The sequence below is a fragment of the Streptomyces sp. bgisy159 genome (genome assembly GCF_965341775.1).
In the GTDB taxonomy this organism is placed as follows: Bacteria; Actinomycetota; Actinomycetes; order Streptomycetales; family Streptomycetaceae; genus Streptomyces.
Map to the genome: position 1 here is coordinate 38,653 of NZ_CBDQZH010000031.1, position 24,713 is coordinate 63,365.

22 protein-coding genes are annotated in these 24,713 nt (G+C 72.4%); 16 read left to right on the forward strand and 6 right to left on the reverse strand.

The annotated features are described in order from the left end of the window. The first annotated feature begins 126 nt into the window (after positions 1-126). Positions 127-813, forward strand: coding sequence for a response regulator transcription factor (locus tag ACSLTV_RS25750; RefSeq protein ID WP_432136384.1), 687 nt, complete (start codon positions 127-129; stop codon positions 811-813). Positions 814-822: 9 nt separating this feature from the next. Further along, positions 823-2,232: a sensor histidine kinase gene (locus ACSLTV_RS25755; RefSeq protein ID WP_432136272.1), complete on the forward strand. Its 1,410-nt coding sequence runs from the start codon at positions 823-825 to the stop codon at positions 2,230-2,232. Positions 2,233-2,356: 124 nt separating this feature from the next. Here the strand turns inward: ACSLTV_RS25755 and ACSLTV_RS25760 are convergent, their stop codons facing one another. Next, complete coding sequence (locus ACSLTV_RS25760; RefSeq protein ID WP_432158100.1) at positions 2,357-3,355, reverse strand: TAXI family TRAP transporter solute-binding subunit; 999 nt, start codon at positions 3,353-3,355, stop codon at positions 2,357-2,359. A gap of 90 nt (positions 3,356-3,445) precedes the next feature. Here ACSLTV_RS25760 and ACSLTV_RS25765 point away from each other — a divergent pair, with 90 nt between their 5' ends. Continuing rightward, positions 3,446-3,859: a MazG nucleotide pyrophosphohydrolase domain-containing protein gene (locus ACSLTV_RS25765; RefSeq protein ID WP_432136274.1), complete on the forward strand. Its 414-nt coding sequence runs from the start codon at positions 3,446-3,448 to the stop codon at positions 3,857-3,859. Between the two features lie 81 nt (positions 3,860-3,940). Here ACSLTV_RS25765 and ACSLTV_RS25770 read toward each other — a convergent pair whose 3' ends face one another. Both ACSLTV_RS25770 and ACSLTV_RS25775 read right to left on the reverse strand, forming a co-directional pair. Beyond that, positions 3,941-4,630 carry a response regulator gene (locus ACSLTV_RS25770; RefSeq protein WP_435612974.1) on the reverse strand — a complete coding sequence of 230 codons (690 nt, stop codon included), beginning with the start codon at positions 4,628-4,630 and terminating at the stop codon, positions 3,941-3,943. 6 nt (positions 4,631-4,636) lie between these two features. Next, positions 4,637-5,335 (reverse strand): sensor histidine kinase, encoded by a 699-nt coding sequence (locus ACSLTV_RS25775; protein WP_435612975.1) that lies wholly within the window; start codon positions 5,333-5,335, stop codon positions 4,637-4,639. Between the two features lie 276 nt (positions 5,336-5,611). Between ACSLTV_RS25775 and ACSLTV_RS25780 the strand changes: the two genes are divergently transcribed. From ACSLTV_RS25780 to ACSLTV_RS25805, 6 genes are all read left to right on the forward strand, one after another. Continuing rightward, a complete protein-coding gene (locus ACSLTV_RS25780) occupies positions 5,612-6,472 on the forward strand; it encodes an ABC transporter ATP-binding protein (RefSeq protein ID WP_432136277.1) in 861 nt (286 codons plus the stop codon). Beyond that, positions 6,469-7,347, forward strand: a complete 879-nt coding sequence (locus ACSLTV_RS25785) for an ABC transporter permease (protein ID WP_432136278.1) — start codon at positions 6,469-6,471, stop codon at positions 7,345-7,347. The genes ACSLTV_RS25780 and ACSLTV_RS25785 overlap by 4 nt, the downstream gene beginning before the upstream one ends. A gap of 82 nt (positions 7,348-7,429) precedes the next feature. Then, a complete protein-coding gene (locus ACSLTV_RS25790) occupies positions 7,430-8,515 on the forward strand; it encodes an ABC transporter substrate-binding protein (protein ID WP_432136279.1) in 1,086 nt (361 codons plus the stop codon). Positions 8,516-8,783: 268 nt separating this feature from the next. After that, the gene (gene miaB / locus ACSLTV_RS25795; protein ID WP_432158096.1) at positions 8,784-10,313 is read left to right on the forward strand and encodes a tRNA (N6-isopentenyl adenosine(37)-C2)-methylthiotransferase MiaB; all 1,530 of its coding nucleotides are present in this window, start codon (positions 8,784-8,786) and stop codon (positions 10,311-10,313) included. Between the two features lie 45 nt (positions 10,314-10,358). Continuing rightward, positions 10,359-10,751, forward strand: a complete 393-nt coding sequence (locus tag ACSLTV_RS25800; protein WP_432136281.1) for a hypothetical protein — start codon at positions 10,359-10,361, stop codon at positions 10,749-10,751. A 40-nt stretch (positions 10,752-10,791) separates the two neighbouring features. Next, complete coding sequence (locus ACSLTV_RS25805) at positions 10,792-11,520, forward strand: class III extradiol dioxygenase subunit B-like domain-containing protein (RefSeq protein WP_435612976.1); 729 nt, start codon at positions 10,792-10,794, stop codon at positions 11,518-11,520. Between the two features lie 89 nt (positions 11,521-11,609). On the opposite strand, the gene ACSLTV_RS25810 is transcribed toward ACSLTV_RS25805, so the two are convergent. Then, positions 11,610-11,870: an antitoxin gene (locus ACSLTV_RS25810; protein ID WP_432136283.1), complete on the reverse strand. Its 261-nt coding sequence runs from the start codon at positions 11,868-11,870 to the stop codon at positions 11,610-11,612. A gap of 25 nt (positions 11,871-11,895) precedes the next feature. Beyond that, positions 11,896-12,198 (reverse strand): hypothetical protein, encoded by a 303-nt coding sequence (locus tag ACSLTV_RS25815; RefSeq protein WP_432158094.1) that lies wholly within the window; start codon positions 12,196-12,198, stop codon positions 11,896-11,898. Positions 12,199-12,333: 135 nt separating this feature from the next. On the opposite strand from ACSLTV_RS25815, the gene miaA reads away from it, so the two are divergent. The 6 genes from miaA (at position 12,334) to hflX (ending at position 21,013) form a co-directional block, all read left to right on the forward strand. Next, the gene (gene miaA, locus ACSLTV_RS25820) at positions 12,334-13,272 is read left to right on the forward strand and encodes a tRNA (adenosine(37)-N6)-dimethylallyltransferase MiaA (protein ID WP_432158093.1); all 939 of its coding nucleotides are present in this window, start codon (positions 12,334-12,336) and stop codon (positions 13,270-13,272) included. A 108-nt stretch (positions 13,273-13,380) separates the two neighbouring features. Beyond that, on the forward strand, positions 13,381-13,908 hold the full coding sequence (locus ACSLTV_RS25825) for a hypothetical protein (RefSeq protein ID WP_432136385.1): 528 nt from the start codon (positions 13,381-13,383) through the stop codon (positions 13,906-13,908). A 151-nt stretch (positions 13,909-14,059) separates the two neighbouring features. Next, positions 14,060-14,929, forward strand: coding sequence for a diaminopimelate epimerase (dapF, locus tag ACSLTV_RS25830; protein WP_435612977.1), 870 nt, complete (start codon positions 14,060-14,062; stop codon positions 14,927-14,929). A gap of 296 nt (positions 14,930-15,225) precedes the next feature. Next, positions 15,226-17,541, forward strand: coding sequence for a RelA/SpoT family protein (locus ACSLTV_RS25835; protein ID WP_435612978.1), 2,316 nt, complete (start codon positions 15,226-15,228; stop codon positions 17,539-17,541). A 270-nt stretch (positions 17,542-17,811) separates the two neighbouring features. Continuing rightward, the gene (locus tag ACSLTV_RS25840) at positions 17,812-19,362 is read left to right on the forward strand and encodes a M1 family metallopeptidase (RefSeq protein ID WP_432158091.1); all 1,551 of its coding nucleotides are present in this window, start codon (positions 17,812-17,814) and stop codon (positions 19,360-19,362) included. Positions 19,363-19,519: 157 nt separating this feature from the next. Continuing rightward, on the forward strand, positions 19,520-21,013 hold the full coding sequence (gene hflX, locus ACSLTV_RS25845; RefSeq protein WP_432136289.1) for a GTPase HflX: 1,494 nt from the start codon (positions 19,520-19,522) through the stop codon (positions 21,011-21,013). Positions 21,014-21,313: 300 nt separating this feature from the next. On the opposite strand, the gene ACSLTV_RS25850 is transcribed toward hflX, so the two are convergent. Continuing rightward, positions 21,314-22,537: a trypsin-like serine peptidase gene (locus tag ACSLTV_RS25850; protein ID WP_432158090.1), complete on the reverse strand. Its 1,224-nt coding sequence runs from the start codon at positions 22,535-22,537 to the stop codon at positions 21,314-21,316. Positions 22,538-23,040: 503 nt separating this feature from the next. Between ACSLTV_RS25850 and ACSLTV_RS25855 the strand changes: the two genes are divergently transcribed. Further along, the gene (locus ACSLTV_RS25855) at positions 23,041-24,678 is read left to right on the forward strand and encodes a diaminobutyrate--2-oxoglutarate transaminase family protein (RefSeq protein ID WP_435612979.1); all 1,638 of its coding nucleotides are present in this window, start codon (positions 23,041-23,043) and stop codon (positions 24,676-24,678) included. Positions 24,679-24,713 lie beyond the last annotated feature (35 nt).

Here is a 24,713-nt window from a genome sequence, read left to right on the forward strand (position 1 = left end):
GTCCTCGTCCATCAGCGTGACTGCCATCGTGCACCCGCGCGTGGGAATGCCCCGCAGGGCATGCCCGAATCGTACGCCTTTCTGGCCGAGTCCAGCCGTACCCACGACGAACAGGAGGAGGACCGGATGAGACTGCTGCTCGTCGAGGACGACAACCACGTCGCCGCCGCACTGTCCGCGGTGCTCAAGCGGCACGGGTTCGACGTCACCCACGCGCGCAGCGGTGAGGAGGCCCTCCAGGCGCTGGTGCCCGAGGGCGCCGGGTTCGGTGTCGTCCTGCTCGACCTGGGGCTGCCCGACCAGGACGGCTACGAGGTGTGCGGCAAGATCCGCAAGCGCACCGGCACCCCGGTGATCATGGTGACCGCCCGCTCCGACGTGCGCTCCCGCATCCACGGCCTCAACCTGGGCGCCGACGACTACGTGGTGAAGCCGTACGACACCGGAGAGCTGCTGGCCCGGATCCACGCCGTCAGCCGGCGCACCGTCCAGGAGGAGGCCGTCACCGGTACCGACAGCATGCTGCGGCTCGGCCCGATGGAGATCGACCTGCCCACCCGGAAGGTCACGGTGGACGGCACGGTCGTGCAGCTCACCCGCAAGGAGTTCGATCTGCTCGCCCTGCTCGCCCAGCGCCCCGGGGTGGTGTTCCGCCGGGAGCAGATCATCAGCGAGGTATGGCGCACCAGCTGGGAGGGGACCGGACGCACTCTGGAGGTGCACGTCGCCTCCCTGCGGGCCAAGCTGCGCATGCCCGCACTGATCGAGACCGTGCGCGGCGTCGGCTACCGCCTCGTCGCCCCGGCCGGCTAGCGGGGACGGGTGCGCACCCGACTCCTGCCGCTGCTGATCGTGCTGATGGCGGCCGTGCTGCTGGCCCTCGGCGTCCCGCTCGCCGTCAGCGTGGCCGGCGCCGAGCAGCAGCGGGTGGTCGTGGACCGGATCGACGACACCGCGCGGTTCGCGGCCCTCGCCCAGTTCGTCACGGCCGCCACCGACGCCAACGGCACCACTTCGACGACCATGAACGAGCGGCGCGAGATGCTCAGCCGCGAACTCGACAGTTACCACGATGTCTACGGCATTCGTGCCGGTGTCTTCTACCGCACGGATACCCCCATGGCTCAGGCGCCGAAGGACTGGTTCCTCCCCGAAACGGGCGAGGTGCGGGACGCCTTCAAGGAGGCGTTGCTCAGCCGGCGCAGCCACGACCCCCAACAGGTGTGGCCCTGGGAGCGCCGCCACCTGGTCGTCGCCTCGCCCGTCATCCGGGACGGCGACGTCATCGCGGTCGTGGTCACCGACTCGCCCACCGGGCCGATGCGCTCGCGCATCCTGCACGGCTGGCTGATCATCGGCGCCGGCGAGATCGCCGCGATGCTGCTCGCCATCGGGGCCGCGCTGCGGCTGACCGGCTGGGTGCTGCGCCCGGTGCGCATCCTGGACGCCACCACCCACGACATCGCCACCGGGCGGCTGAAGTCGCGGGTCGCGGCGGCCGGCGGTCCCCCGGAACTCCAGCGGCTGGCCCGGTCGTTCAACGAGATGGCGGACCACGTCGAGGATGTGCTGGAGCAGCAGCGCGCCTTCGTCGCCGACGCCTCGCACCAGTTGCGCAACCCGCTCGCTGCGCTGCTGCTGCGGATCGAACTGCTGGCCTACGAACTACCCGAGGGCAACGAGGAGATCGCCTCGGTCCAGGCCGAGGGCAAGCGCCTGGCCGAGGTCCTGGACGACCTGCTGGACCTGGCGCTGGCCGAGCACACCGAGGCCGACCTCGGCATCACCGACATCGGTGCGCTGACCGCCGAGCGCGTGGCAGCCTGGGCGCCGACCGCCGAGGCCAAGGGAGTGCGGCTGGCCGGCACCTGCCCGCCCGTCACCGCCTGGGCCGACCCGGTCACCCTGTCCAGCGCGCTGGACGCCGTCATCGACAACGCGGTCAAGTTCACGCCGTCGGGGGAGACCGTCGAGGTGGAGGTCGCCGCCGACGGCGACACCGCGACCGTCGTCGTCAGCGACCGCGGACCCGGGCTGACCGACGAGGAACTCTCCCGCATCGGCGACCGCTTCTGGCGCAGCAGCCGCCATCAGAACGTCAAGGGCTCCGGCCTCGGTCTGTCCATCTCCCGCGCGCTGCTCGCGGCCGGCGGCGGCACGCTGACTTACGGCCACCACGAGCCGCGTGGGCTGACGGCCACCGTACGGGTGCCGCGGTCGGCGGGGACGTAGAGCGGCGGCAGCATGGAGAGCGGCCGCGGGCGGACCGCGGCGCCGCCGGACCGCCGCGGGACGGTGGAGCCCGGACGGGCCCGGCCACGGCCGCCGGGGCCGGGGCCGGGCAAGCGGACGCGGCTCACGGCTTGACCGACCGGTAGTAGCGGCGGGCCCCCTCGTGCAGCGGCAGCGGGTCGGTGTAGATCGCCGTGCGCAGGTCGACCAGCTGCGCGGAGTGGACGTGGGCGCCGATCTCGTCACGGCTCTTGAGTACCGTCCGGGTCAGCCACTCGGCCAGCCGGGGATCCATGTCGGTCCGGGTGACCAGCAGGTTGGACACCGCGATGGTCGGCACGGCGGCACCGTTCTGGATCGTGGGGTAGGCCGACTCGGGCATGTTCGTCGCGCGGTAGTAGCTGGTCGCCTCGTCCTTGTGGTGCATCCGGGCCACCAGGTCCGCGTCGATCGGCACGAACCGGAACGTGAAGGTGTCGGCCAGTTCCCGCAGGCCGCTGGTGGGCACTCCGCCGGACCAGAAGAAGGCGTCGATCTTCCCGTCCCGCAGCCGCCGCGGCCCGGTGTCGATGCCCTCGGACACCGCCGTGACGTCCCGGTCGGGGTCCAGGCCGGCCGCCTCCAGCACCCGGTTGGCGATCAGCCGCACACCCGAGCGGGGCAGCCCCGTCGCCACCCGCTTGCCGCGCAGGTCGGCGACCGTCCGGATGTCCGAGTCGCGCGCCACGACCAGCTGCACGTAGTCGTCGTACAGCCGGGCGACCCCGCGCAGCCGGGACACCGAGCCCGGATGGTCGGACTCGTACGTCGCCACCGCGTCGGCCGCGGCGATGGTGACGTCGGCCCGGCCGCTGACCAGCCGCTGGACGTTCTCCCCCGAGCCGTTGCTGTCCAGCAGGTTCACCTTGAGCCCGGGCATGTCCTTGGCCAGCTCGGTGCGCAGCCTGCTGCCGTACTCCTGGTAGACACCGGCCGTCGTTCCGGTGCTGAAGGTGATCGTCCCGCTCGGCGGTTCCTCGCCCAGCGGCAGCAGCCACCACAGCAGCAGCCCGAGCACGACCGTGCCGGCGGCCGCGGACCACAGCGCGCGCCGCCGGTCGAGGTGGAAGGAGAGCCTGGACATGGCGGCGATCCTGCCAGGCCGAACGGGCCGCTGAACAGGGCGGGGACCACAGCGGCCGGGGCGTCGGTGGCCACCGATACAGTCGGGCGCATGAGTTCCTCGCCCGCCCGCCTGGTCCGTGAGTTCCATCACGCCTTCGGTCTCGACGCCCGTGACACCCCGACGGAGGTGCCCTCGGAGCTGGCCGCGCACCGCGGGGAACTGCTCGCGGAGGAGGCCGCGGAGGTCGCCGAGGTCTCGGTGAGCGGCCCGCTGGACCGGCTGGCGCACGAGCTCGCGGACGTGGTCTACGTCGCGTACGGCACGGCCCTGGTGCACGGCATCGACCTCGACCAGGTGATCGCCGAGATCCACCGCTCCAACATGACCAAGCTGGGCCCCGACGGCCAGGTCGCGCGCCGGGCCGACGGCAAGGTCCTCAAGGGGGAGCACTACGAGGCACCGGACGTGGCGGAGGTGCTGCGGCGTCAGGGCTGGAGACCGCGGCACGGGGCGGGGACCTGAGCGGGCCGAGGTCCGAGGGCCGGGCCGGACACCGCAGCGCGGCGAGCGTGACCTGTTGTCCGGGGGTGCCGTGGCCCGACGTCAGCGGGCGATGCGGTAGCGGTGCTCGGGACGGCCGGTCGTGCCGTAGCGCAGTTCCAGCCGGACCGATCCCTCCTTGACCAGGTAGGACAGGTACCGCTGGGCCGTGGCGCGGGAGACGCCGGTCCTCTCGGCCGTCTCGGCGGCCGACAGAGCGGTGCCTGCCGTGTGCACGGCCCGCTGTATCGCGGTGAGGGTGTGCGCGGAGTGGCCCTTGGCCGGGGACCGGGGCATGGCGGGCGGGCGGGCGGCGCTGAACAGGGCGTCCACGTCGGACTGGTCGGCGGCGGTCGTCCGGCTGAGCGCGTCCACGCGGTCGTGGAGCCGGCGGTAGCCGGTGAGCCGTTCGGTGAGGTCCGCGGAGCCGAAGGGCTTCACCAGGTAGCCGACGGCGCCGAGCTTCATCGCGGCACGGACGGAGGACATGTCGTGGTCGGCGGTGATCATCAGGGCGTCGGGGCGGGCTTCGCCCTGGTCCTGGCTGAGCTGCCGCAGCACGTCCAGCCCGCTGCCGTCGGGCAGGAAGACGTCCAGCAGCAGAAGGTCGGGCCGCAGCGCACGGACCGTCGCCAGCGCCTCGGCCACGGTGGCCGCCCTGCCCACCACCTCGAAGCCCTCGACCCGACGCACGTAGTTGGCGTGGATCTGCCCGACCCGGAAGTCGTCGTCCACCACCAGGGTCCGGATCATCGGCCCTCACCTCCCAGGACAATGCCGTCGTGAACAGTGCGCTCCGCGGGGCGGACGTGGCGTCCGGCAGCGGCCGTACGGCCGTGAGGACCGCGCCCGGCCCCTCCGCGACGGTGATGGTGCCGCCGTGCCGCCGCACCAGCCGGTGCACCCGGGCCAGGCCGGCCCGCGGCGGGCGGCGCCCCGGCCGGGGCGGGGCGACCAGCCGTCCTCGAAGATCGACCCGGCGGTGCCGGGCGGCACGCCCGGACCGTTGTCCGCCGCGCGCACGGTGATCCGCCGGTCGTTCTCGGCCACCGTCAGCCGCACCCGGCGCCCGCCGCGGGGGGACGGGGCCTCGGCCCTCGTGCCGATGCCGTTGTCGAGCAGGTGGCCGACGACGGTCAGCAGCCGGAGCCGGTGGGGCGGGTCGTCACCGAGCGAGGGACCGCCGGTGAGGTCGATCCGCACCCCGCGCTCGGCGGCGACCGTGCTCTTCGCCGCGATGAGTCCGGCCATCGGCCGATGGCCGGTACGCCGGCGGACCTCATCCGTCAGGGCCGGCCCGGAACGGGCCGTGTCGATGGCGTACTCGTACGCGGAGTCGTACGCGTACGCGTACTCGTATGCGGAGTCGGGCTCGCCGACGTCCAGCAGCACGGCCGGTGTGCGCATCCGGTCGGCGCACTCGTGCTGCTGGGCCCGCAGGGCGTCGGTCGGGGTCACAGGTGCCTCTTCGCTCCGGCGTGCGTCGTGCCGGGCCGGCCCTGTGCCGGACCCGTGGTGGCGCGATTGTGTCTGACGGGCGGGGGGCTGCCTACCCCTCGTCCACCGCGCAGAACGAGCAGAACCCGGGTTTACGCAACTTTCGCGAGATACCTCGGAAACAGCGACGCAACGGGCGGCCGCCTCTAGCGTCTGCCTGGCCTCGGCCTCGGAGAAGCCTCCGAGGAACGTCCAAGGAACGTCCGAGGCACCGTCGAGAAGGAAGGAGACGGCCCCATGGTTTCGCGAAACGATGTCGCGACCAGCCCGGTCTCCGGTGTGACAGAGCGTGCCGACGCGCGTGTCGAGATCTCCGGGCTCACCAAGCGGTTCCTGACCCCTGCCGGTGAGGTGTTCACGGCTCTGCACGACGTGTCGTTCACCGTGGAACCCGGTCAGTTCTGCGCCGTGGTGGGTCCCACCGGCTGCGGCAAGTCCACGACGCTGAGCATGGTGTCCGGCCTCGACCGGCCCAGCGAGGGATCGGTCCGGGTCGGCGGCCGTGAGGTCGACGGCGTCACCGACGGCGTCAGCTTCATGTTCCAGGCCGACGCGCTGCTGCCGTGGAAGACGGTCCTCGGCAACGTACTCATGGGCCCCGTCTTCCGTGGTGTGCCCAAGCAGCGGGCGCACGCCCAGGCCCGTGACTGGCTGCGCCGGGTGGGCCTCGCCGGCTTCGAGGACCGCTACCCGCACCAGCTGTCCGGCGGTATGCGCAAGCGCGTGGCGATGGCCGCCGCGCTGATCAACGAACCCAAGATCCTGATCATGGACGAGCCGTTCGGCGCCCTGGACGTGCAGACCAAGGCGATCATGTCGACCGAGCTGCTGACCCTGTGGGAGCAGATCCGCCCGTCCGTCATCTTCATCACCCACGACCTCGACGAGGCCGTGGCGCTGGCCGACCGGGTGGTGGTGATGACGTCCAGCCCCGGGTCGGTCAAGGAGGTCTTCGACATCGACCTGCCCCGCCCCCGCGGCTCGGTCCAGGAGATCCGCTTCCAGCCCCGCTTCATCGAACTCCAGCACCAGATCTGGGACACGCTGCGCGAAGAGGTCGAGCGCGCCTACGCGAGCACCGCCGGAGGCCAGGCATGAGCACGACGACCACCCCGTCCGCCCCCGCCGTCGCCCCGGCTGCGAAGAACTCGGCCGCGGCCGCCGCCCGCAGCGCCCTCCGGCGGCGCACCGCCCTGGTGTGGGCCGGCCGCATCGGCCTCGCGGTGTTCATCATCGGGGGCTGGCAGGCGTTCACCACCTGGGGCATCGTCGACCCGTTCTTCTTCGGCCAGCCTTCCGGCATCTGGGAGCGGCTGATCGACCTCTTCCAGAACGGGACCGGGTTCGGCTCCTTCTACTCCAACATCTGGACCACCATCCAGGAGGCGCTCCTCGGCTTCGTCCTGGGCTCGCTGACCGGTGTCGTCTTCGGCGTCGCGCTCGGGCAGAGCCGCTACCTCTCCGATGTGCTGGGCCCCTACATCAAGATGGTCAACGCGATCCCGCGCATCGTCCTCGGCTCCATCTTCATCGTGGCCTTCGGCATCGGCGTGACCCCGAAGATCCTGCTCGCCGCGGTGCTGGTGTTCTTCATCGTCTTCTTCAACGCCTTCCAGGGCGTGCGCGAGGTCGACCGCAACATCCTCGCCAACGCCAGGGTGCTCGGCGCCTCCCAGTTGCAGATCATCCGGCACGTCGTCGTGCCCTCCGCACTGACCTGGATCATCGCCAGCCTGCACAGCGCCTTCGGCTTCGCCATCGTGGGTGCGCTGGTCGGCGAGGTGCTCGGCGCGCAGAGCGGACTGGGCCTGGTCATCAAGACCGCCCAGAACAACTTCGACCCCAACGGCGTGTTCGCCACCATGCTCGTGATCTCGGTGATCGTCCTCGGCGCCGAGTGGCTGATCGGCAAGCTCGAACGCCGGCTGCTGTCCTGGCGCCCGCCGTCGCCCTCCGAGGCCGCAGGCCTCTGAGACCCACCTTCCCGTCCCTCCCCCCTCCCCCACCCCTTCCAGCGGTCCGCGTCCCCGGCGGACCCGAAAGGAATGAGCCGCCATGTCCAAGAGGACCCTCACCGCGTCGCTCGTCACCGTTCTCAGCCTCGCCGCCGCCACCGCCTGCTCCAGCAGCGCCGCCGACTCCGGTTCCGGCGGCTCCGGCGGGACCCCGACCGTCAGACTCATGGTCGGCGGCATCGACAAGCAGATCTACCTGCCCTACCAGCTCGCAGAGAGCCTCGGCTTCTACGAGAAGTACGGCGTCAAGGTCGAGCTGAGCAACGAGGCGAACGGCGGCGTCGGTGCCGACATCGCCATGGCGTCGGGCCAGGTCGACATGGCGGGCGCCTGGTACGTGCACGCGATCGACTTCGTGGCCAAGGGCAAGGGGATCGAGTCGGTCGTCCAACTGTCCGGTGCGCCGGGCGAGCGCGAGATGTGCACGACGAAGAGCGGGGTGAAGTCGGCCGCCGACTTCCAGGGCAAGACGCTCGGCGTCACCGACATCGGCTCGGGCACCGACACCCTCACCAAGTTCATGGCGGCGCAGAACGGCGTCAAGGAGGACGACTTCCACCGGATCGCCGTCGGCGCGGGCTCCACCGCCATCGCCGCACTGCAGAACGGCAAGGCGGACTGCGTCATCACCACGCAGCCGACGGTCACCGCGATCGAGAAGAAGGGGGTCGGCGCCTCCGCCATCAACCTGGCCACCGTCGACGGCGCCAAGGAGGCGCTCGGCGGTGCGTGGCCGGCCGCCGCCGTACTCGCCCGCACCGACTGGGTGAACTCGCACAAGGACACGGTGCAGAAGGTCGTCAACGCCCTCGTGGCCACCATGCAGTGGATCAACACGCACAGCGCCGCCGACATAGCGAACAAGCTGCCGAAGTCGTTCGTGGAGAACGAACTGGTGACCAAGGAGGACTACATCAAGGCGCTGAACGAGGACAAGGGCCAGTTCCTGCCGGACGGGATCATGCCGGCCGGTGGGCCGAAGACCGTGCTGGCGACCGAGGTGATGGTCGGCAAGGCGGAGGAGTCGCTGGACCTCGGCAAGACGTTCACCAACGAGTTCGCCCTCGCCGCCAACAAGAAGCTGGGCTTCACCACCACGACGACCCCGGCCGGGTCCGACGGCTGAGACACCGGCGCACACGGGCCGCTCGGACGGCCACTGCCCGCGACCGCCGGGGCGGCCACCGCCCGCACGACGGTCGCCCGGGCGGCCCCGGTCGGAGCAACACCGGCCGCGCCGTACCGTCGGCCCCCGCCGCACCCCGCCGCACACCGCCACGCGAAGGAGCCCGGCGTCCTGTCCGGGACCTACCCGACCGCTTCGCCGAACAGGCCGCCCAGAGCCGGACGGGCCGCATAGACGGACGTCCTCCGGGACCGCCTACCCTTGTGCCATGACCAGCAGCAGCGACCGGAGCCCGGCAGTGGACGTTCCCGCACCCAAGAGCTATGAGATCCGCACCTACGGGTGTCAGATGAACGTCCACGACTCCGAGCGACTGGCCGGTCTCCTCGAGGACGCCGGATACGTGCGCGCGCCCGAGGGCTCGGACGGCGATGCGGACGTCGTGGTCTTCAACACCTGCGCGGTGCGGGAGAACGCCGACAACCGGCTGTACGGCAACCTGGGCCGCCTGGCCCCCAGGAAGGCGTCGCGCCCCGGCATGCAGATCGCGGTCGGCGGCTGCCTCGCGCAGAAGGACCGCGACACCATCGTGCGGAAGGCGCCCTGGGTGGACGTCGTCTTCGGCACCCACAACATCGGCAAGCTGCCGGTCCTGCTGGAACGCGCGCGCGTGCAGGAGGAGGCCCAGGTCGAGATCGCCGAGTCGCTGGAGGCGTTCCCGTCGACGCTGCCGACGCGGCGCGAGAGCGCCTACGCGGCCTGGGTGTCGATCTCCGTCGGCTGCAACAACACCTGCACCTTCTGCATCGTCCCGGCCCTGCGCGGCAAGGAGAAGGACCGCCGCCCCGGCGACATCCTCGCCGAGGTCGAGGCCCTGGTCGGCGAAGGGGTCTCCGAGATCACCCTGCTCGGACAGAACGTCAACGCCTACGGCTCCGACATCGGCGACCGGGAGGCCTTCAGCAAGCTGCTGCGCGCCTGCGGGACCGTCGAGGGCCTGGAGCGGGTCCGCTTCACCTCCCCGCACCCGCGGGACTTCACCGACGACGTGATCGCCGCCATGGCCGAGACGCCGAACGTGATGCCGCAGCTGCACATGCCCCTGCAGTCCGGCTCGGACACCGTCCTGAAGGCGATGCGCCGCTCCTACCGCCAGGACCGCTACCTGGGGATCATCGAGAAGGTCCGCGCCGCCATCCCGCACGCCGCCATCACCACCGACATCATCGTGGGCTTCCCCGGCGAGACCGAGGCGGACTTCGAGCAGACCCTGCACGTCGTCCGCGAGGCCCGGTTCGCGCAGGCGTTCACCTTCCAGTACTCCAAGCGGCCCGGCACGCCCGCCGCGACCATGGAGGACCAGATCCCCAAGGAGGTCGTCCAGGCGCGCTACGAGCGTCTCGTCGCCCTCCAGGAGGAGATCTCCTGGGCGGAGAACAAGAAGCAGGTCGGCCGCACCCTGGAGCTGATGGTCGCCGAGGGCGAGGGCCGCAAGGACGGCGCCACCCAGCGCCTGTCCGGTCGCGCCCCCGACAACCGCCTGGTCCACTTCACCAAGCCCGACCAGGAGGTGCGCCCCGGCGACGTGGTCACGGTCGAGATCACCTACGCCGCCCCGCACCACCTCCTGGCCGAGGGAGCCGTTCTCGACGTGCGCCGCACGCGTGCCGGTGACGCCTGGGAGAAGCGCACCGCGGAGAAGGCCGCCCGGGCCGCCGGCGTCATGCTGGGCCTGCCGAAGGTCGGCGTGCCCGAGCCGCTGCCGGTCGCGGCGGCGCCCGGCTGCGGCCGCGACTGAGACACGCCCGGTTCACCAGGAAGCACGGCTACGGGGGAGGGCACGGTGCAACGGCACTGGGGGCTGATCGTCGAGGAGACCACGGGGATGGGGGACCGCAAGGCCTACGCGGCCAAGGTCCTGGAACACGTCACCGGCACCCACGAGCAGGCCATGGCACGGCTGGAGGAGCACGCCCGCTCGTACTCGCCAGAGCACCCGATGAACGCGGTCAGCACCCGCCTGTATCGGACGGGCGAGGGTTTCCTGCTGGTCAAGGAGGGCTCCATGCGGAGCTACGGCTGCCGCTTCGCGGTCGCCGAGGTGCTGTACGACAGCGTGGAGGAGGCACGGCGGATCGCGGCCGCCCGCGAGGCCGAGCGACAGGCCGAGGCCGAGCGCAAGGCCGCCGAGAAGGCGGCCAGGCGCGCCGGGCGCCGCTCCCGCTGGGGGCTCTGACGAACGCGCGGCGGGCGGCCCGGCGGCTACCCTGCCGATCATGCTTGTCGCCGCCGCAGTCTGCCCCTGCCCTCCGCTGCTAGTCCCCGAGGTCGCCGCGGGCGCCGCGCCCGAAATGGACGCGGCCCGCGCCGCCTGCACGGACGCGCTCGGGGTGCTCGCCGCCGCCCGCCCGGACCGGCTCGTGGTCGTCGGACCGGCCGGGCCGGACCGACGCGGCGCGCATCCCGAGGGCACCTGGGGATCGTTCCGCGGCTTCGGCGTGGCCCTCGACGTACGGCTGGGCCGCCCCGGACCGGACACCGAGTCCCCTGCGCCGTCCGAGGACCGGCTGCCGCCGTCGCTGGCCGTGGCCGCGTGGCTGCTGCGGCGCACGGGCTGGGCGGACGCACCGATCGACGCGCTCGGGGTGGGGGAGTCGCTGCCCGCCGAGCGGTGCGCCGAGGCCGGGCGGGACATCGCCGCCCGGGCCGAGCGGGTGGCGCTGCTGGTGATGGGCGACGCCAGCGCCTGCCGCACCCTCAAGGCCCCCGGCTACCTGGACGAACGGGCGGCGCCCTTCGACGCGTCCGTCGCCCGCGCCCTCGCGGAGGCGGACATCGACGCCCTCAAGGCGCTGGACGTCGAACTGGCCCGGCAGCTCATGGCATCCGGCCGCGTGCCCTGGCAGATCCTCGCCGGTGCCGCCGAGGGGGCCGACCTGACCGGCGCCCTGCTGTACGAGGCCGCACCGTACGGCGTCGGCTACCTGGTGGCGGCCTGGTCGTAGCCGCCGGACCCGCCCCGGAGATACCGGACGGCCGCGAAGCAGGGGCTTTCGCGGCCGTCCGGTGATCCGGCGGGCGGGATCGGTGCCGCTCAGGAGGCCGGCGGTGGTGAGTCCTGCGGCGGAGCCGCCCGGCCGCCGCGGTCCTTGTGCGCCAGCCGGTCCACGGCGTCCTTCGCCCGGTCGGTGCCCGCGTGGATCCGGTCGCTGTACTTGCCCTTGGTCTTCTCGTCGACGGCCTTCGCCGCCTTGTGGAGACCGTGCTGCACCTTGCCCCCGTGCTGGTGAGCGAGGCTGGACACCTTGTCCTTCGCGGGGGCGAGCTTGGCCTTCATTTCGTTCAGCAGACCCATGGGTCACCTTCCCTCGGGGGGCGGGTCACGTGCGGGCGCCCTCGCCGGCCTCGCTGTCGGCGCCCGCCTCGGCGGACTGCTGACGGGGGATTCCCACACCGACGTCCGCGTCGGTCTCCGGTGCCGCTTCCGCCGTGTCGGCGGCCGCCTCCGGCCGTGCCGACGGCTCTTCGGTGGGGGCGGCAGTGTCCCCGGTCACCTCGGCCGTGCCCGGCCCGGCCGGGTCGGCCGGCCCCTCGGCGGTGGTCGTGGCCGCCGTGGCCACCTGCTCCGAGACCGCCTCCTCAGTGGTCTTCGACCTCCGAAGAAGTCGCGCAAAAACGCCCATATCAACTCCATACGTTACTCGTGCGGGCGGCATCCCGCGTCGCGCCGGAAAACCTCGCAACGGGCAACGACGCCGGGCCCGCACCGTCACGTAGCTCGTTCGAGGGCAGGGCCGGAGGTTTGGGAGACTGTTCCGGTGAGCAGTGCACCCCCCGCCCCCCGCGTCATCGCCGTCGTCGGACCGACCGCGGCCGGAAAGTCCGATCTCGGCGTCTTCCTGGCCCAGCGACTCGACGGCGAGATCGTCAACGCCGACTCCATGCAGCTCTACCGAGGGATGGACATCGGCACCGCCAAGCTGACGCCCGAGGAACGCGGCGGTGTGCCGCACCACCTCCTGGACATCTGGGACGTGACCGTGACGGCCTCCGTCGCCGAGTACCAGCGGCTGGCCCGGTCCCGGATCGACGCCCTGCTCGCCGAGGGCCGCTGGCCCATCCTCGTCGGCGGCTCCGGACTGTACGTGCGCGGTGCGGTCGACAACCTGGAGTTCCCCGGCACCGACCCCGAGGTGCGGGCCCGGCTGGAGGAGGAACTCGCGCTGCGCGGCTCCGGCGCCCTGCACGCGCGGCTGGCCGCCGTCGACCCCGAGGCCGCGCGCGCCATCCTGCCCGGCAACGGCCGCCGGATCGTCCGGGCGCTCGAAGTGATCGAGATCACCGGCAAGCCGTTCACGGCCAACCTGCCCGGCCACGACTCCGTCTACGACACCATCCAGATCGGCGTGGACGTGGCACGGCCCGAGCTCGACGAGCGCATCGCGCGCCGCGTCGACCGGATGTGGGCGGCCGGCCTCGTGGACGAGGTGCGCGCACTGGAGGCGCACGGCCTGCGCGGGGGGCGTACGGCGTCGCGAGCGCTCGGCTACCAGCAGGTGCTCGCGGCGCTGGCCGGCGAGTGCACCGAGGACGAGGCACGGGCGGAGACCGTACGTGCCACCAAGCGCTTCGCGCGCCGCCAGGATTCATGGTTCAGGCGCGATCCCCGGGTGAACTGGTTGAGTGGGGCCGCCACGGACCTCCGGGAACTTCCGCGGCGCGCCCTGGCATTGGTCGAACGACCGGTTACAGCCTGATCACGTCATGGCATCGGGACGCCCAGGCCGTCATCCGGGCCTCCGGCGCCGTGCCATCATCAAACTTCGATCGACCAAGTGGAGTCCGAGTTGGGAGGGCGCGTGGCGATGGAGGCCGGCCCTCGCGACACCGCACGAAGCACCGAATCCGTCACCCCCGAGCGGGAGGAAGCGGAGTCGGCGGACCTGCGTGCGGACCTTGCCGACGAGCACCTCAGCCCGGACGGGCCGGACGACGACACGCCCGACGGCGTGACCGAGGACGGCCCGGACCCCGAGGAGATCTTCGAAAGCGGCCCGGAGGTCGAGGTCGAGCTGCGCCCGCAACGCCGGATGCGGATCTGGCAGCTGGCGCCCATCGTCGCGCTCGCCGCCGCCGGCTCCCTGATGTTCGCCTTCCCGCTCGCCTTCGACTTCGGTGACAGCGGGGCGATGACCGCCATGCTCGGTCTGCTGATCTGCTCCTGCGCGGCCGGCTGGGGCATGATGGCCGCCCGCCGCGTGGGCTCCACCTGGCCCGGCCTGCCCCAGCGCGGATCCGGCCGCCGCCCCGACTGGCGCGTGATCCTCACCTACGCGGTGGTGGTGGCCGCGGTGGTGGTGCTGGCCGTGTGGCGGGTCGCCCGACTGCGCTGACCTGCTCGGCACCGCCCCGACCGGCGCCTTGCGGGGGCTGCCCGCGCGACGGTGGCGCGGAGGTCCCGCCCACGCGCGCGTGCACGGCCATGGGCCCGCCGCCCGCCGCCTTGACCGACCGGGTGTCCTGACCACCCCGTACGATCGAGGAATGAGCACGCGGATCGCCTTCCTCAAGGGGCACGGCACCGAGAACGACTTCGTGATCGTCCCGGACCCCGAGAACACCGTCGACCTGTCCCCCGCCGCCGTGGCCGCACTGTGCGACCGCCGAGCGGGCATCGGCGGCGACGGGCTGCTGCACGTCGTGCGGTCCGCCGCGCACCCGGAGGCGGCGCACCTGGCCGCCGAGGCCGAGTGGTTCATGGACTACCGCAACGGCGACGGGTCGGTCGCCGAGATGTGCGGCAACGGCGTCCGGGTGTTCGCGCGCTATCTCCAGCATGCCGGTCTCGCCCCCGTCGGCGACCTGCGCATCGCGACGCGGGGCGGCGTGAAGGCCACGCACATCGCCAAGGAGGGCGACATCACGGTCGGCATGGGCCGCGCGGCGCTCCCCGAGGGAGAGGTCACGGTGAGCGTCGGCGAGCTCAGCTGGCCCGCGCGGAACGTGAACATGGGCAACCCGCACGCGGTGGCCTTCGTCGATGACCTGGCGCACGCCGGCGACCTGCACTCCCCGCCGCCCGTCAGCCCGGCCGCCGCCTATCCGGACGGGGTCAACGTCGAGTTCGTCGTCGACCGCGGTCCCCGGCACGTCGCGCTGCGGGTGCACGAGCGCGGCGTCGGCGAGACCCGCTCCTGCGGCACCGGTGCGTGCGCCGTCGCCGTCGCCACCGCCCGCCGCGACGGCGCCGACCCGGCCGCGACCGGCACGCCGGTCACCTACACCGTCGACGTCCCCGGCGGCCGCCTGACCATCACCGAGCGGCCCGACGGGGAGATCGAGATGACCGGCCCCGCCGTGATCGTCGCCGAGGGCGAGATCGATCCCGAGTGGCTGGAAACCGCCGTTCGCTGAGGGGTGCGGGCTTCGTATCGCAGGTCCGGGGGCGCGCACGGCGTACGAGTGAGCCCCCGGGAGGCGGGCACGGGTTCGACATCGCGAACCGGCCGCCTTCTGATGGCGCGAAAACGTAAACCTGCCAACCATCGCTCGAATGGGTGATCCGTTTCACGCTCGGCGAGAGGCGGTCGGTCGCACGTGGTGGGCTCGGTAGCATCAAGCACCGGCCCGGGCGGGGGACCGTCGCCAGTCCCCTGAGCCGTGCCCGCCCTGGGGCACCCGTCCGCCGGTCCACGCAGCCGGAGGTGCCCATGAGTGCGGAGGCCACGAATCCCGCGACCCCAGGCCCGGTGGTGCCTGCGGCCGCCCGCAGGCGCAGCCGCCCCCGCATCGACCTGCGCCGACTGGGCCGGGCCGCCCTGCTCGGCCCCACCGCACGGGACCGCCTGCCCGACGCCATCAGCCACGTCGTGGACGCCCACCGCGCCCACCATCCGGACGCCGGCCTGGAGCCGTTGCGCCGCGCCTATGTCCTTGCCGAGTCCTCGCACCGCGGACAGATGCGCAAGAGCGGCGAGCCGTACATCACCCATCCACTCGCCGTGACGCTCATCCTGGCCGAACTCGGCGCCGAGACCACGACGTTGACGGCGTCCCTGCTCCACGACACCGTGGAGGACACCGAGGTGACGCTGGATCAGGTCGGCGCGGAGTTCGGCGAGGAGGTGCGCTATCTCGTGGACGGCGTCACCAAGTTGGAGAAGGTCGACTACGGCGCCGCCGCCGAACCCGAGACCTTCCGCAAGATGCTCGTCGCCACCGGCAACGACGTCCGTGTGATGTCGATCAAACTCGCCGACCGGCTGCACAACATGCGCACCCTGGGCGTGATGCGCCCCGAGAAACAGGCCCGCATCGCCAAGGTGACCCGCGACGTGCTGATCCCGCTCGCCGAGCGGCTGGGCGTCCAGGCGATCAAGACGGAACTGGAGGACCTGGTCTTCGCGATCCTCCACCCCGAGGAGTACCAGCACACGCGCGAGCTGATCGCCGAGAACGCCGCCCGCGCCGACGACCCGCTCGCCGAGTTCGCCGACGCGATGCGCGCGGTGCTGCGCGAGGCCGACATCCAGGCCGAAGTCCTGATCCGGCCCCGGCACCTCGTCTCCCTGCACCGCGTGTCCCGCAAGCGGGGACAGCTGCGCGGCGCCGACTTCGGGCGGCTGCTGGTCCTCGTCACCGAGGACGCCGACTGCTATGCCGTCCTCGGCGAACTGCACACCTGCATGACGCCGGTCGTCTCGGAGTTCAAGGACTTCATCGCCGTACCCAAGTTCAACCTGTACCAGTCGCTGCACACCGCCCTCGCCCGTGAGGACGGTCAGGTCGCCGAGGTCCTCATCCGCACCCACCTGATGCACAAGGTCGCCGAGGCCGGCGTCGTCGCCCTCGGCAACCCCTACTCCGCGCCCGCGGAGGAGCAGGCCCCGGGCGACACGGGGGACGGCGAACGCATCGACCCGACCCGGCCCGGCTGGCTCTCCCGGCTCCTCGACTGGCAGCGGGCGGCACCCGATACCGACACCTTCTGGTCCACCCTGCGCGAGGACCTCGCCCAGGACCGTGAGATCACCGTGTTCCGCCCCGACGGCGGCACCCTCGGTCTCCCCGAGGGCGCCACCTGCGTCGACGCCGCCTACGCCCAGTACGGCGAGGACGCGCACGCGTGCCTCGGCGCGCGCGTCAACGGGCGGCTGGCGACCCTGAGCACCGTGCTGCGGGACGGCGACACCGTCCAGCTCCTCATGGGACAGGACCCCGCGTCGGAGCCCTCCCGCAAGTGGCTGGAGCACGCGCACACGCCCGCCGCCCGGATCGCCATCCAGCGCTGGCTGGCGACGCACGGGGGAGCCCCGGGGGCGGACGGCGGCGAAGGGCCCGACAGCCCCGGAACCACCGACCCGGCCGCGACGAACGACAGGGCCGCGACGAACGACGGGTCCGAGACGAACGACAGGGCCAACGGCCGGGCCGCGACGAACGACCGGGCCGATGCGACACAGAGCGCCGGGGCGGGACGGCGCGCCGGGGGACGACGCGGAACGCGCGCGGCGGGGACGGCCGAAGACGCGGCGGGCACCGGCACCGGACCGGCCTCCACAGCGCGACCCGCGGCCGCGATCGCCGTCAGCGGGCGGCCCGACGCCGGCGTCCGGCTCGCCGGCTGTTGCACGCCCGTACCGTCCGACGAGGTCACCGGATTCGACGTACGCGGGGGAGTGGTGACCGTGCACCGCGTGGAATGCGCCGTCGTGGCGCGCATGAAGGACGCGGGGCGCGCGGAGGTCGACGTGCGCTGGGGTGACACCACGGCCTGCCGTGTCACCCTGGTCGCCGAATCGTTCGGCCGCCCGCATCTGCTGGCGGATCTCACCGAGGCCATCGCCCTCGAAGGCGCCGAGATCGTCTCGGCCACGGTGGCACCGCCGACGCAGCAGCGCGTCCACCACACCTACACGCTGAGCCTGCCCGACGCGGCCGGACTGCCGGCGCTGATGCGAGCCATGCGCGACGTGCCCGGCGTCTACGACGTCAGCCGAGCCCGGAACCAGGCACCGACCGGCTGACCCGGGGCGCGCCCGCACGCGTGACCGTCGCTGACGCTCAGCACCATCGCGCAGGTCTACCGGCCGCGCCCGCACGCGCGCGTGACCGTCGAGCACCGCGTGCGCCCCGACGGCCGGTTCCGCCGGCGAGTGGACGCGCGGCACGCGCGCGTGCCCTCCTGAGCGGGACCCGGCCCGCCCGTCAGCGTCACGCGCGGGAGAGCACCCCGTTCGGGTGGGCCGGGCGCGCGCCGTCGCCGTGGTGCCCGTCCCCCCTGGTAGCGGTGGTCCATGCCGCTGACCCCCCGCGATCGCACCTGCCCCGTCCCAGCCGCCGGCAGCGCCGCCGCACCACGGCCCGCCGCTCCTCGCCCCCGTCCGAGGAAGAGCCGCCGACTGCGCGCCGGCGCTCTCCTCGCGTCCGCCGCTTCCCTCGCCCTGGTCGCCGCGAGCGCCCCCGCGGAGCCGCTGGGGGTCGGTGACCGTCTCTTCCCGTACCTCGGCAACCCGGGGTACGACGTGGCCGCGTACGACCTGTCCTTCACGTACTCCGGCAGCAACAGCGAGCCGCTCCGGGCGGTCACGACCATCGACGCCTGGACCACCACCCCGCTCGACCGCGTCAACCTCGACTTCGCCCACGGCACGGTCGACTCGGTCGAGGTCGACGGCGAGTCCGCGTCCTTCGCCACCGCCGGTGACGACCTGGTCGTCACACCCGAGGACCCGCTGCCCGAGGGCAGCTGGATGCGGATCACGGTCCGCCACACCAGCGACCCCGTCCCGGCCCCGGACCGGGACGGCGGATGGGTCCGCACCGCGGACGGGCTCGCCATGGCCAACCAGGCCGACGCGGCCCACCTGGTCTTCCCGTGCAACGACCACCCGTCCGACAAGGCCATGTTCACCGTGCGGATCACCGCCCCGAACGGCTACACGGCCGTCGCCAACGGCGTGCCCGCCGACGTCGACCGGGCAGGTCGGCGGACCACCTGGACGTACCGCACACGGCACCCCATGGCCACCGAACTCACCCAGGTCTCGATCGGGCGTTCCACCGTCCTGCACCGCGAGGGTCCGCACGGGCTGCCCCTGCGCGACGTCGTGCCCGCCCGGCACCGCGACGCCCTGGAGCCGTGGCTGAAGAAGACACCCGAGCAGATCTCCTGGATGGAGGAGCGGGTCGGTCCGTACCCCTTCGAGACCTACGGTCTGCTCGTGGCCGACGCCTCCACCGGTTTCGAGCTGGAGACGCAGACCCTGTCCCTCTTCGAGAAAGGGCTGTTCACCGACCCCGGCTACCCCTCCTGGTACATCGAGTCGATCATGGTGCACGAGCTGTCCCACCAGTGGTTCGGCGACAGCGTCGCCCCGCGCGCGTGGTCCGACCTGTGGCTCAACGAGGGGCACGCCACCTGGTACGAAGCCCTGTACGCGCAGGAGAAGGGCAAGCGGTCGATGGAGGCGCGCATGAAGGCCGCGTACGGTGCCTCCGACCGCTGGCGCGCCGCGGGCGGCCCCCCGGCCGCGCCCAAGCCGCCCGAGCGGGGCCGGAAGATCGGCATCTTCCGCGCCAACGTCTACGACGGCGCCGCGCTCGTCCTGTACGCGCTGCGCGAGACGATCGGGCAGCGGTCCTTCGACCAACTGGAGCGGGCCTGGGTGCGGGAGCACCAGGACGGTACGGCGAGCACGGCCGACTTCGTCGAGCTGGCGGGCCGGATCTCCGGCCGCGACCTCGACGGCTTCTTCCGAGCCTGGCTGTACGGCGAGAAGACCCCACCGATGCCCGGCCACCCCGACTGGACCACGGTCGCACCGACCGTCCGGCCCGCGCGCTGACACCGGGCGGGCCCCGCCGATAAGGCGGTGACGAGACGGGCCGTGCCGTGCGACCATCGTGAGGTCGGCGCGGCACGGGGCACGGGAATCTCCCGGGGTGCTCGTGCGTTGTGCAGTGTGACCGCCGCATCGGCATACCCAACGACGTAAGGACCCAATGACCTCCTCTTCTTCCCCTTCCCAGGACACCAAGCGCTTCGCGCACACCTATCCCGAAGGTCTTCGGGCCGATGCCCTGATGGAAGAGGACGTCGCCTGGAGCCACGAGATCGACGGAGAGCGGGACGGCGACCAGTTCGACCGCTCCGAGCGCGCGGCTCTGCGCCGCGTGGCGGGCCTCTCCACCGAGCTCGAGGACGTCACCGAGGTCGAGTACCGTCAGCTCCGCCTGGAGCGGGTCGTCCTGGTCGGCGTCTGGACCACGGGAACCGTGCGGGACGCGGAGAACTCGCTCAGCGAGCTCGCCGCCCTCGCCGAGACCGCGGGCGCTCTCGTGCTCGACGGCGTGATCCAGCGCCGCGACAAGCCCGACGCCGCCACCTACATCGGCTCCGGCAAGGCCGAGGAGCTGCGCGACATCGTCATCGAGACGGGCGCGGACACCGTCATCTGCGACGGTGAGCTGAGCCCCGGCCAGCTGATCCACCTGGAAGACGTCGTCAAGGTCAAGGTCATCGACCGTACGGCCCTGATCCTCGACATCTTCGCCCAGCACGCCAAGTCCCGTGAGGGCAAGGCGCAGGTCGCGCTCGCCCAGATGCAGTACATGCTGCCGAGGCTGCGCGGCTGGGGTCAGTCGCTGTCCCGGCAGATGGGCGGCGGCAAGGGCGGCGGCCTCGCCACCCGTGGCCCCGGTGAGACCAAGATCGAGACGGACCGGCGCCGGATCCGCGAGAAGATGGCGAAGATGCGCCGGGAGATCGCGGAGATGAAGACCGGCCGGGAGATCAAGCGCCAGGAGCGCAAGCGCCACAAGGTGCCGTCGGTAGCCATCGCGGGCTACACCAACGCCGGCAAGTCGTCCCTGCTCAACCGCCTGACCGGCGCGGGCGTGCTGGTCGAGAACGCCCTGTTCGCGACCCTGGACCCGACCGTCCGGCGTGCGGAGACCCCGAGCGGCCGGCTGTACACGCTGGCGGACACCGTCGGCTTCGTCCGGCATCTGCCGCACCACCTGGTCGAGGCGTTCCGCTCCACCATGGAGGAGGTCGGCGAGTCCGACCTGATCCTGCACGTGGTGGACGGCTCGCACCCCGACCCGGAGGAGCAGCTGCTCGCCGTGCGCGAGGTGATCAGGGACGTCGGAGCCACCGACGTCCCCGAGATCGTCGTGATCAACAAGGCGGACGCGGCGGACCCGCTGGAACTCCAGCGCCTGCTGCGGATCGAGAAGCGCGCCATCGCGGTCTCGGCCCGCACCGGCCAGGGCATCGCCGAACTGCTCGCCCTGATCGACAACGAGCTGCCCCGGCCGTCCGTCGAGGTCGAGGCTCTGGTGCCGTACACGCACGGCAAGCTGGTCGCCCGCGCCCACACCGAGGGCGAGGTGATCTCCACGGAGCACACCGCGGAGGGAACCCTGCTCAAGGCCCGGGTGCACGAGGAACTGGCGGCGGACCTCGCGCCGTACGTGCCGGCAGCGGCGCTCTGACCGCACCGAACAGGAACAGGAGGCCCGCCCCTCGCACAGGGGCGGGCCTCCCGCCGTACGGGGTCACCGTACGGGGGTCGTCGACCGCCTTACGTCGCGCTCATGTCCCGGTAGAACACCTCGGCCGGCCGGCCCAGTTGCGTGCCGGCCGGCCGAGGTGCTGTCGCGAGAGGGCCTGGGCCTCGCGTACCGCACGCCACGGTGACACCCCACTCCGCCCGTGGGATCCGGGACGAACGGCGGCGGGCCCGTGAAGGTTTCCGTCACGACGCCCGCCAGCCGCCCGTGCCCGGCCACAGGTCAGCGTCCGGCGAACTTCCCGCTCACCGCGTCGTACACGCCCTTGGCCTCCTTGCCCAGCCGCGGGCCCGCCAGCCAGCCTGAGGTGACCGGGCCGATCGACGTGTTGGACACCAGCGCCGGCTTGCCGTCCGAACCGGTCGCGACCCAGCCGCCACCGGACGAACCACCCGTCATCGTGCAGCCGATGCGGTACATCGTCGGGTCCGACGCGGTCAACGACAGTCGGCCCGGCCGGTCCTGACACTGGAACAGCTTCTGGCCGTCATAGGGGGGACCCGCCGGGTAGCCGGTCGCGGTGAGGCTCGCCACCTCGGTTACCGCCGGCGCGTCGAAGTCGACCGGCAGAGCCGAACCGACCGTCTCCTCCAGCGACTTGCCCGACGAGCCCTTCTCCGGCGTCACATGGATCACCGCGAAGTCGTACGGCGCCCCGTCCCCACCGGTCTGACCGCCCTGCTCGATCCACTGGTCCGAGGTCTGCGCCCAGTCGCCCCACCACACGCCGTACGGAGCGACCTGCTCGCGCGTGGCGCTCTCCAGCCTGTCGGCCGGCATGGCCGGGTCGTTGTACGAGGGCACGAACGCGATGTTGCGGTACCAGCCGCCCTTCTTGCCGGCGTGCACACAGTGGCCCGCGGTCCACACCAGGTTGGACTTGCCGGGGTGCGCCGGGTCCTGGACGACGGTCGCCGAGCAGACCATCGTGCCCTCGGGGGAGTCGAAGAAGACCTTGCCGGCCTCCGGCGCGTTGGCGTGGTACGTGGCCGGCACGGCCCGCGCGTCGACCGGGTCCGGCTCCGGATCGGTCACTCCTTGGTCGCCGGAGAGGTCGTTGTCCTCGACACCGCGGTCCGGGTCCTCGGCGTCCCGCATCCGGTCCGGGTCCCACAGGCCCTCGATGATCGGGTTGACGAAGTCCTGCGCCTCACGCAGCCAGTCGTCCTTGTCCCAGTTCTTCCAGGCGCCGTTCCGCCACTTGTCGAGGTCGATCCCGTGCTCCTTGAGCTTGTCCTTGATGTCCTGCGGGATCTGGATCTTCCCGTCGCCGACGGCGGACGCCGAAGCGCCGGCCGCTCCACCGGCGTCGGAGTCCCCCGACGCACAGGCCGTGGTGGTGAGCGCGAGCACGGAGGCGAGGGCGACGGCGGTGAGAACGGGGGACGTTCCGCGGCCCGCGTTCCTTCCCCGACGAGCGGTGAACGGCGGACGTATCGATCGCATGGTCTGACTCCCCCTGGTATGGACGAACTCGGAGCCGAGGCGGGGCCTACCGCCGCGACCGGTGATGATCTCACGGCGGATGCGCGACGGCCCCGTGGCCCGGGCAACGGCATCACACGATATGCCGTCGCCGTCGGGGACTTCCGATGGAACGGCAACGGTTCGGCTACAAGGCGCCTGACCTGCCAGGTCGCTGACGGGGCTTGAGCGTCACGAGGAGTACGGGAGCGGCACGGTGCGAGGACCCGCCCCCCGGCCGGTCACGGATCTCGCGTCCACCCGTAACCCATCGGCCCGTTCGCGGTTGGTAGCGATGAGGAGTCGGATGCCTGCGGGCGGGCTCCGTGCGGAGGATCACCCAAGGGGCGGGGTGGCGCCGGCCATGGATCGGGCCGGAACCGTTCGGATCAGGGCGCCGGACACCAAGAGCGGGTGCGCGCATGCCGGTGCGCGCGGTCCGCGACCGATGAACTCGCCCCTGTACAGCGGGAGGACAGGGAGCCGTGACCGTCACCGAGTCTGCGTCCGAAGAGGCCGCCGGGGAGCGGAAGGGAGCCGTCGGGGGGCGCGTGGGGGCACGCCACGCGCACGAAGGGATCCTGCGCCGTCAGTCCGCCCGCGAGTCCGCGGCACGCACCTACGCGCGGGCCCTGCCCATCGTCCCGGTACGGGCCCGCGGTCTGACCATCGAGGGCGCGGACGGACGTCGTTACCTCGACTGCCTCTCCGGTGCCGGCACCCTCGCGCTCGGCCACAACCACCCGGTCGTCCTGGAGGCGATCCGCGGGGTCCTCGACTCGGGTGCGCCCTTGAACGTCCTGGACCTCGCCACCCCCGTCAAGGACGCCTTCATCACCGAACTCTTCCGGACCCTGCCTCCCGGACTCGCCGACCGCGCGCGCGTGCAGTTCTGCGGCCCCGCCGGTACGGACGCTGTGGAGGCAGCCCTGAAACTGGTACGGGCCGCGACCGGCCGCACCGGGGTCCTGGCCTTCACCGGCGCCTACCACGGCATGACCGCCGCCGCCCTGGACGCCTCCGGTCACGCTGCCGACGTCCGGGTCACCCGCCTGCCCTACCCGTACGACTACCGCTGCCCGTTCGGCGTCGGCGGTGAGCGCGGCGCCGACCTCGCCGCCCGCTGGACGGAGTCCGTCCTCGACGACCCCAAGGCGGGAGTGCGCCCACCCTCCGGGATGATTCTCGAACCGGTCCAGGGCGAAGGCGGGGTGATCCCCGCGCCCGACGCCTGGATGCGCCGTATGCGGGAGATCACGGTGGACCGGTCCGTCCCGCTGATCGCCGACGAGATCCAGACCGGGGTCGGCCGCACCGGAGCCTTCTGGGCGGTCGAGCACAGCGGGATCACCCCCGACGTGATGGTGCTGTCCAAAGCCATCGGCGGCAGCCTGCCGCTGGCCGTCGTCGTGTACCGCGAGGACCTCGACGTCTGGGAACCCGGTGCTCACGCGGGTACCTTCCGTGGCAACCAGCTCGCCATGGCCGCGGGAACCGCCACCCTCGCGTACGTGCGCGAACATCGCCTCGCCGACCACGCCGCCGCGCTCGGCGACCGCATGCTGCGACAACTCGGTCCGCTGGCCGAGGACTTCCCGCACGTGGGTGAGGTGCGCGGAAGAGGGCTGATGATCGGGCTGGAGATCGTGGACCCGGAGGGGGAGGGCTCGGCCGAGTGCGGACCCGGCGGCTTCCGTACCGGCCGGTCCGGCGAGGAGCGCGACGGAAGCGGCCCGCCCGGCCCGGATGCAAGGGGGTGCGCCTCGGCTGACGGTCCGGACGCCGGGGCGGTGGCCCTGCCGGGCGCCCCGGAGCCCCGTCGCCGTCCCGCGCCCGCCGCACCGCACCTGGCGGCCGCCGTCCAGCGGGAGTGCCTGCGCCGGGGCCTCATCGTCGAACTCGGCGGGCGCCACGCGAGCGTCGTCCGGCTGCTGCCACCCCTGACCATCACCGACGAACAGGCGACCGCGGTGGTCGACCGGCTCGCCGACGCGGTGGCCGCGGCGGGCCGGGAACGGACGGGCCGTCGCCCGTCGCCCCCGGCCGGCGACGACCGGCCATGTACCGGACTCCAGCCGGATCCGGGCGGCGTACTGCCCGAGAGCAGTGAGTCCTCGCCCTAGCCACCTTGGCCGGTACACCCGCCCGTGCGCCGGTG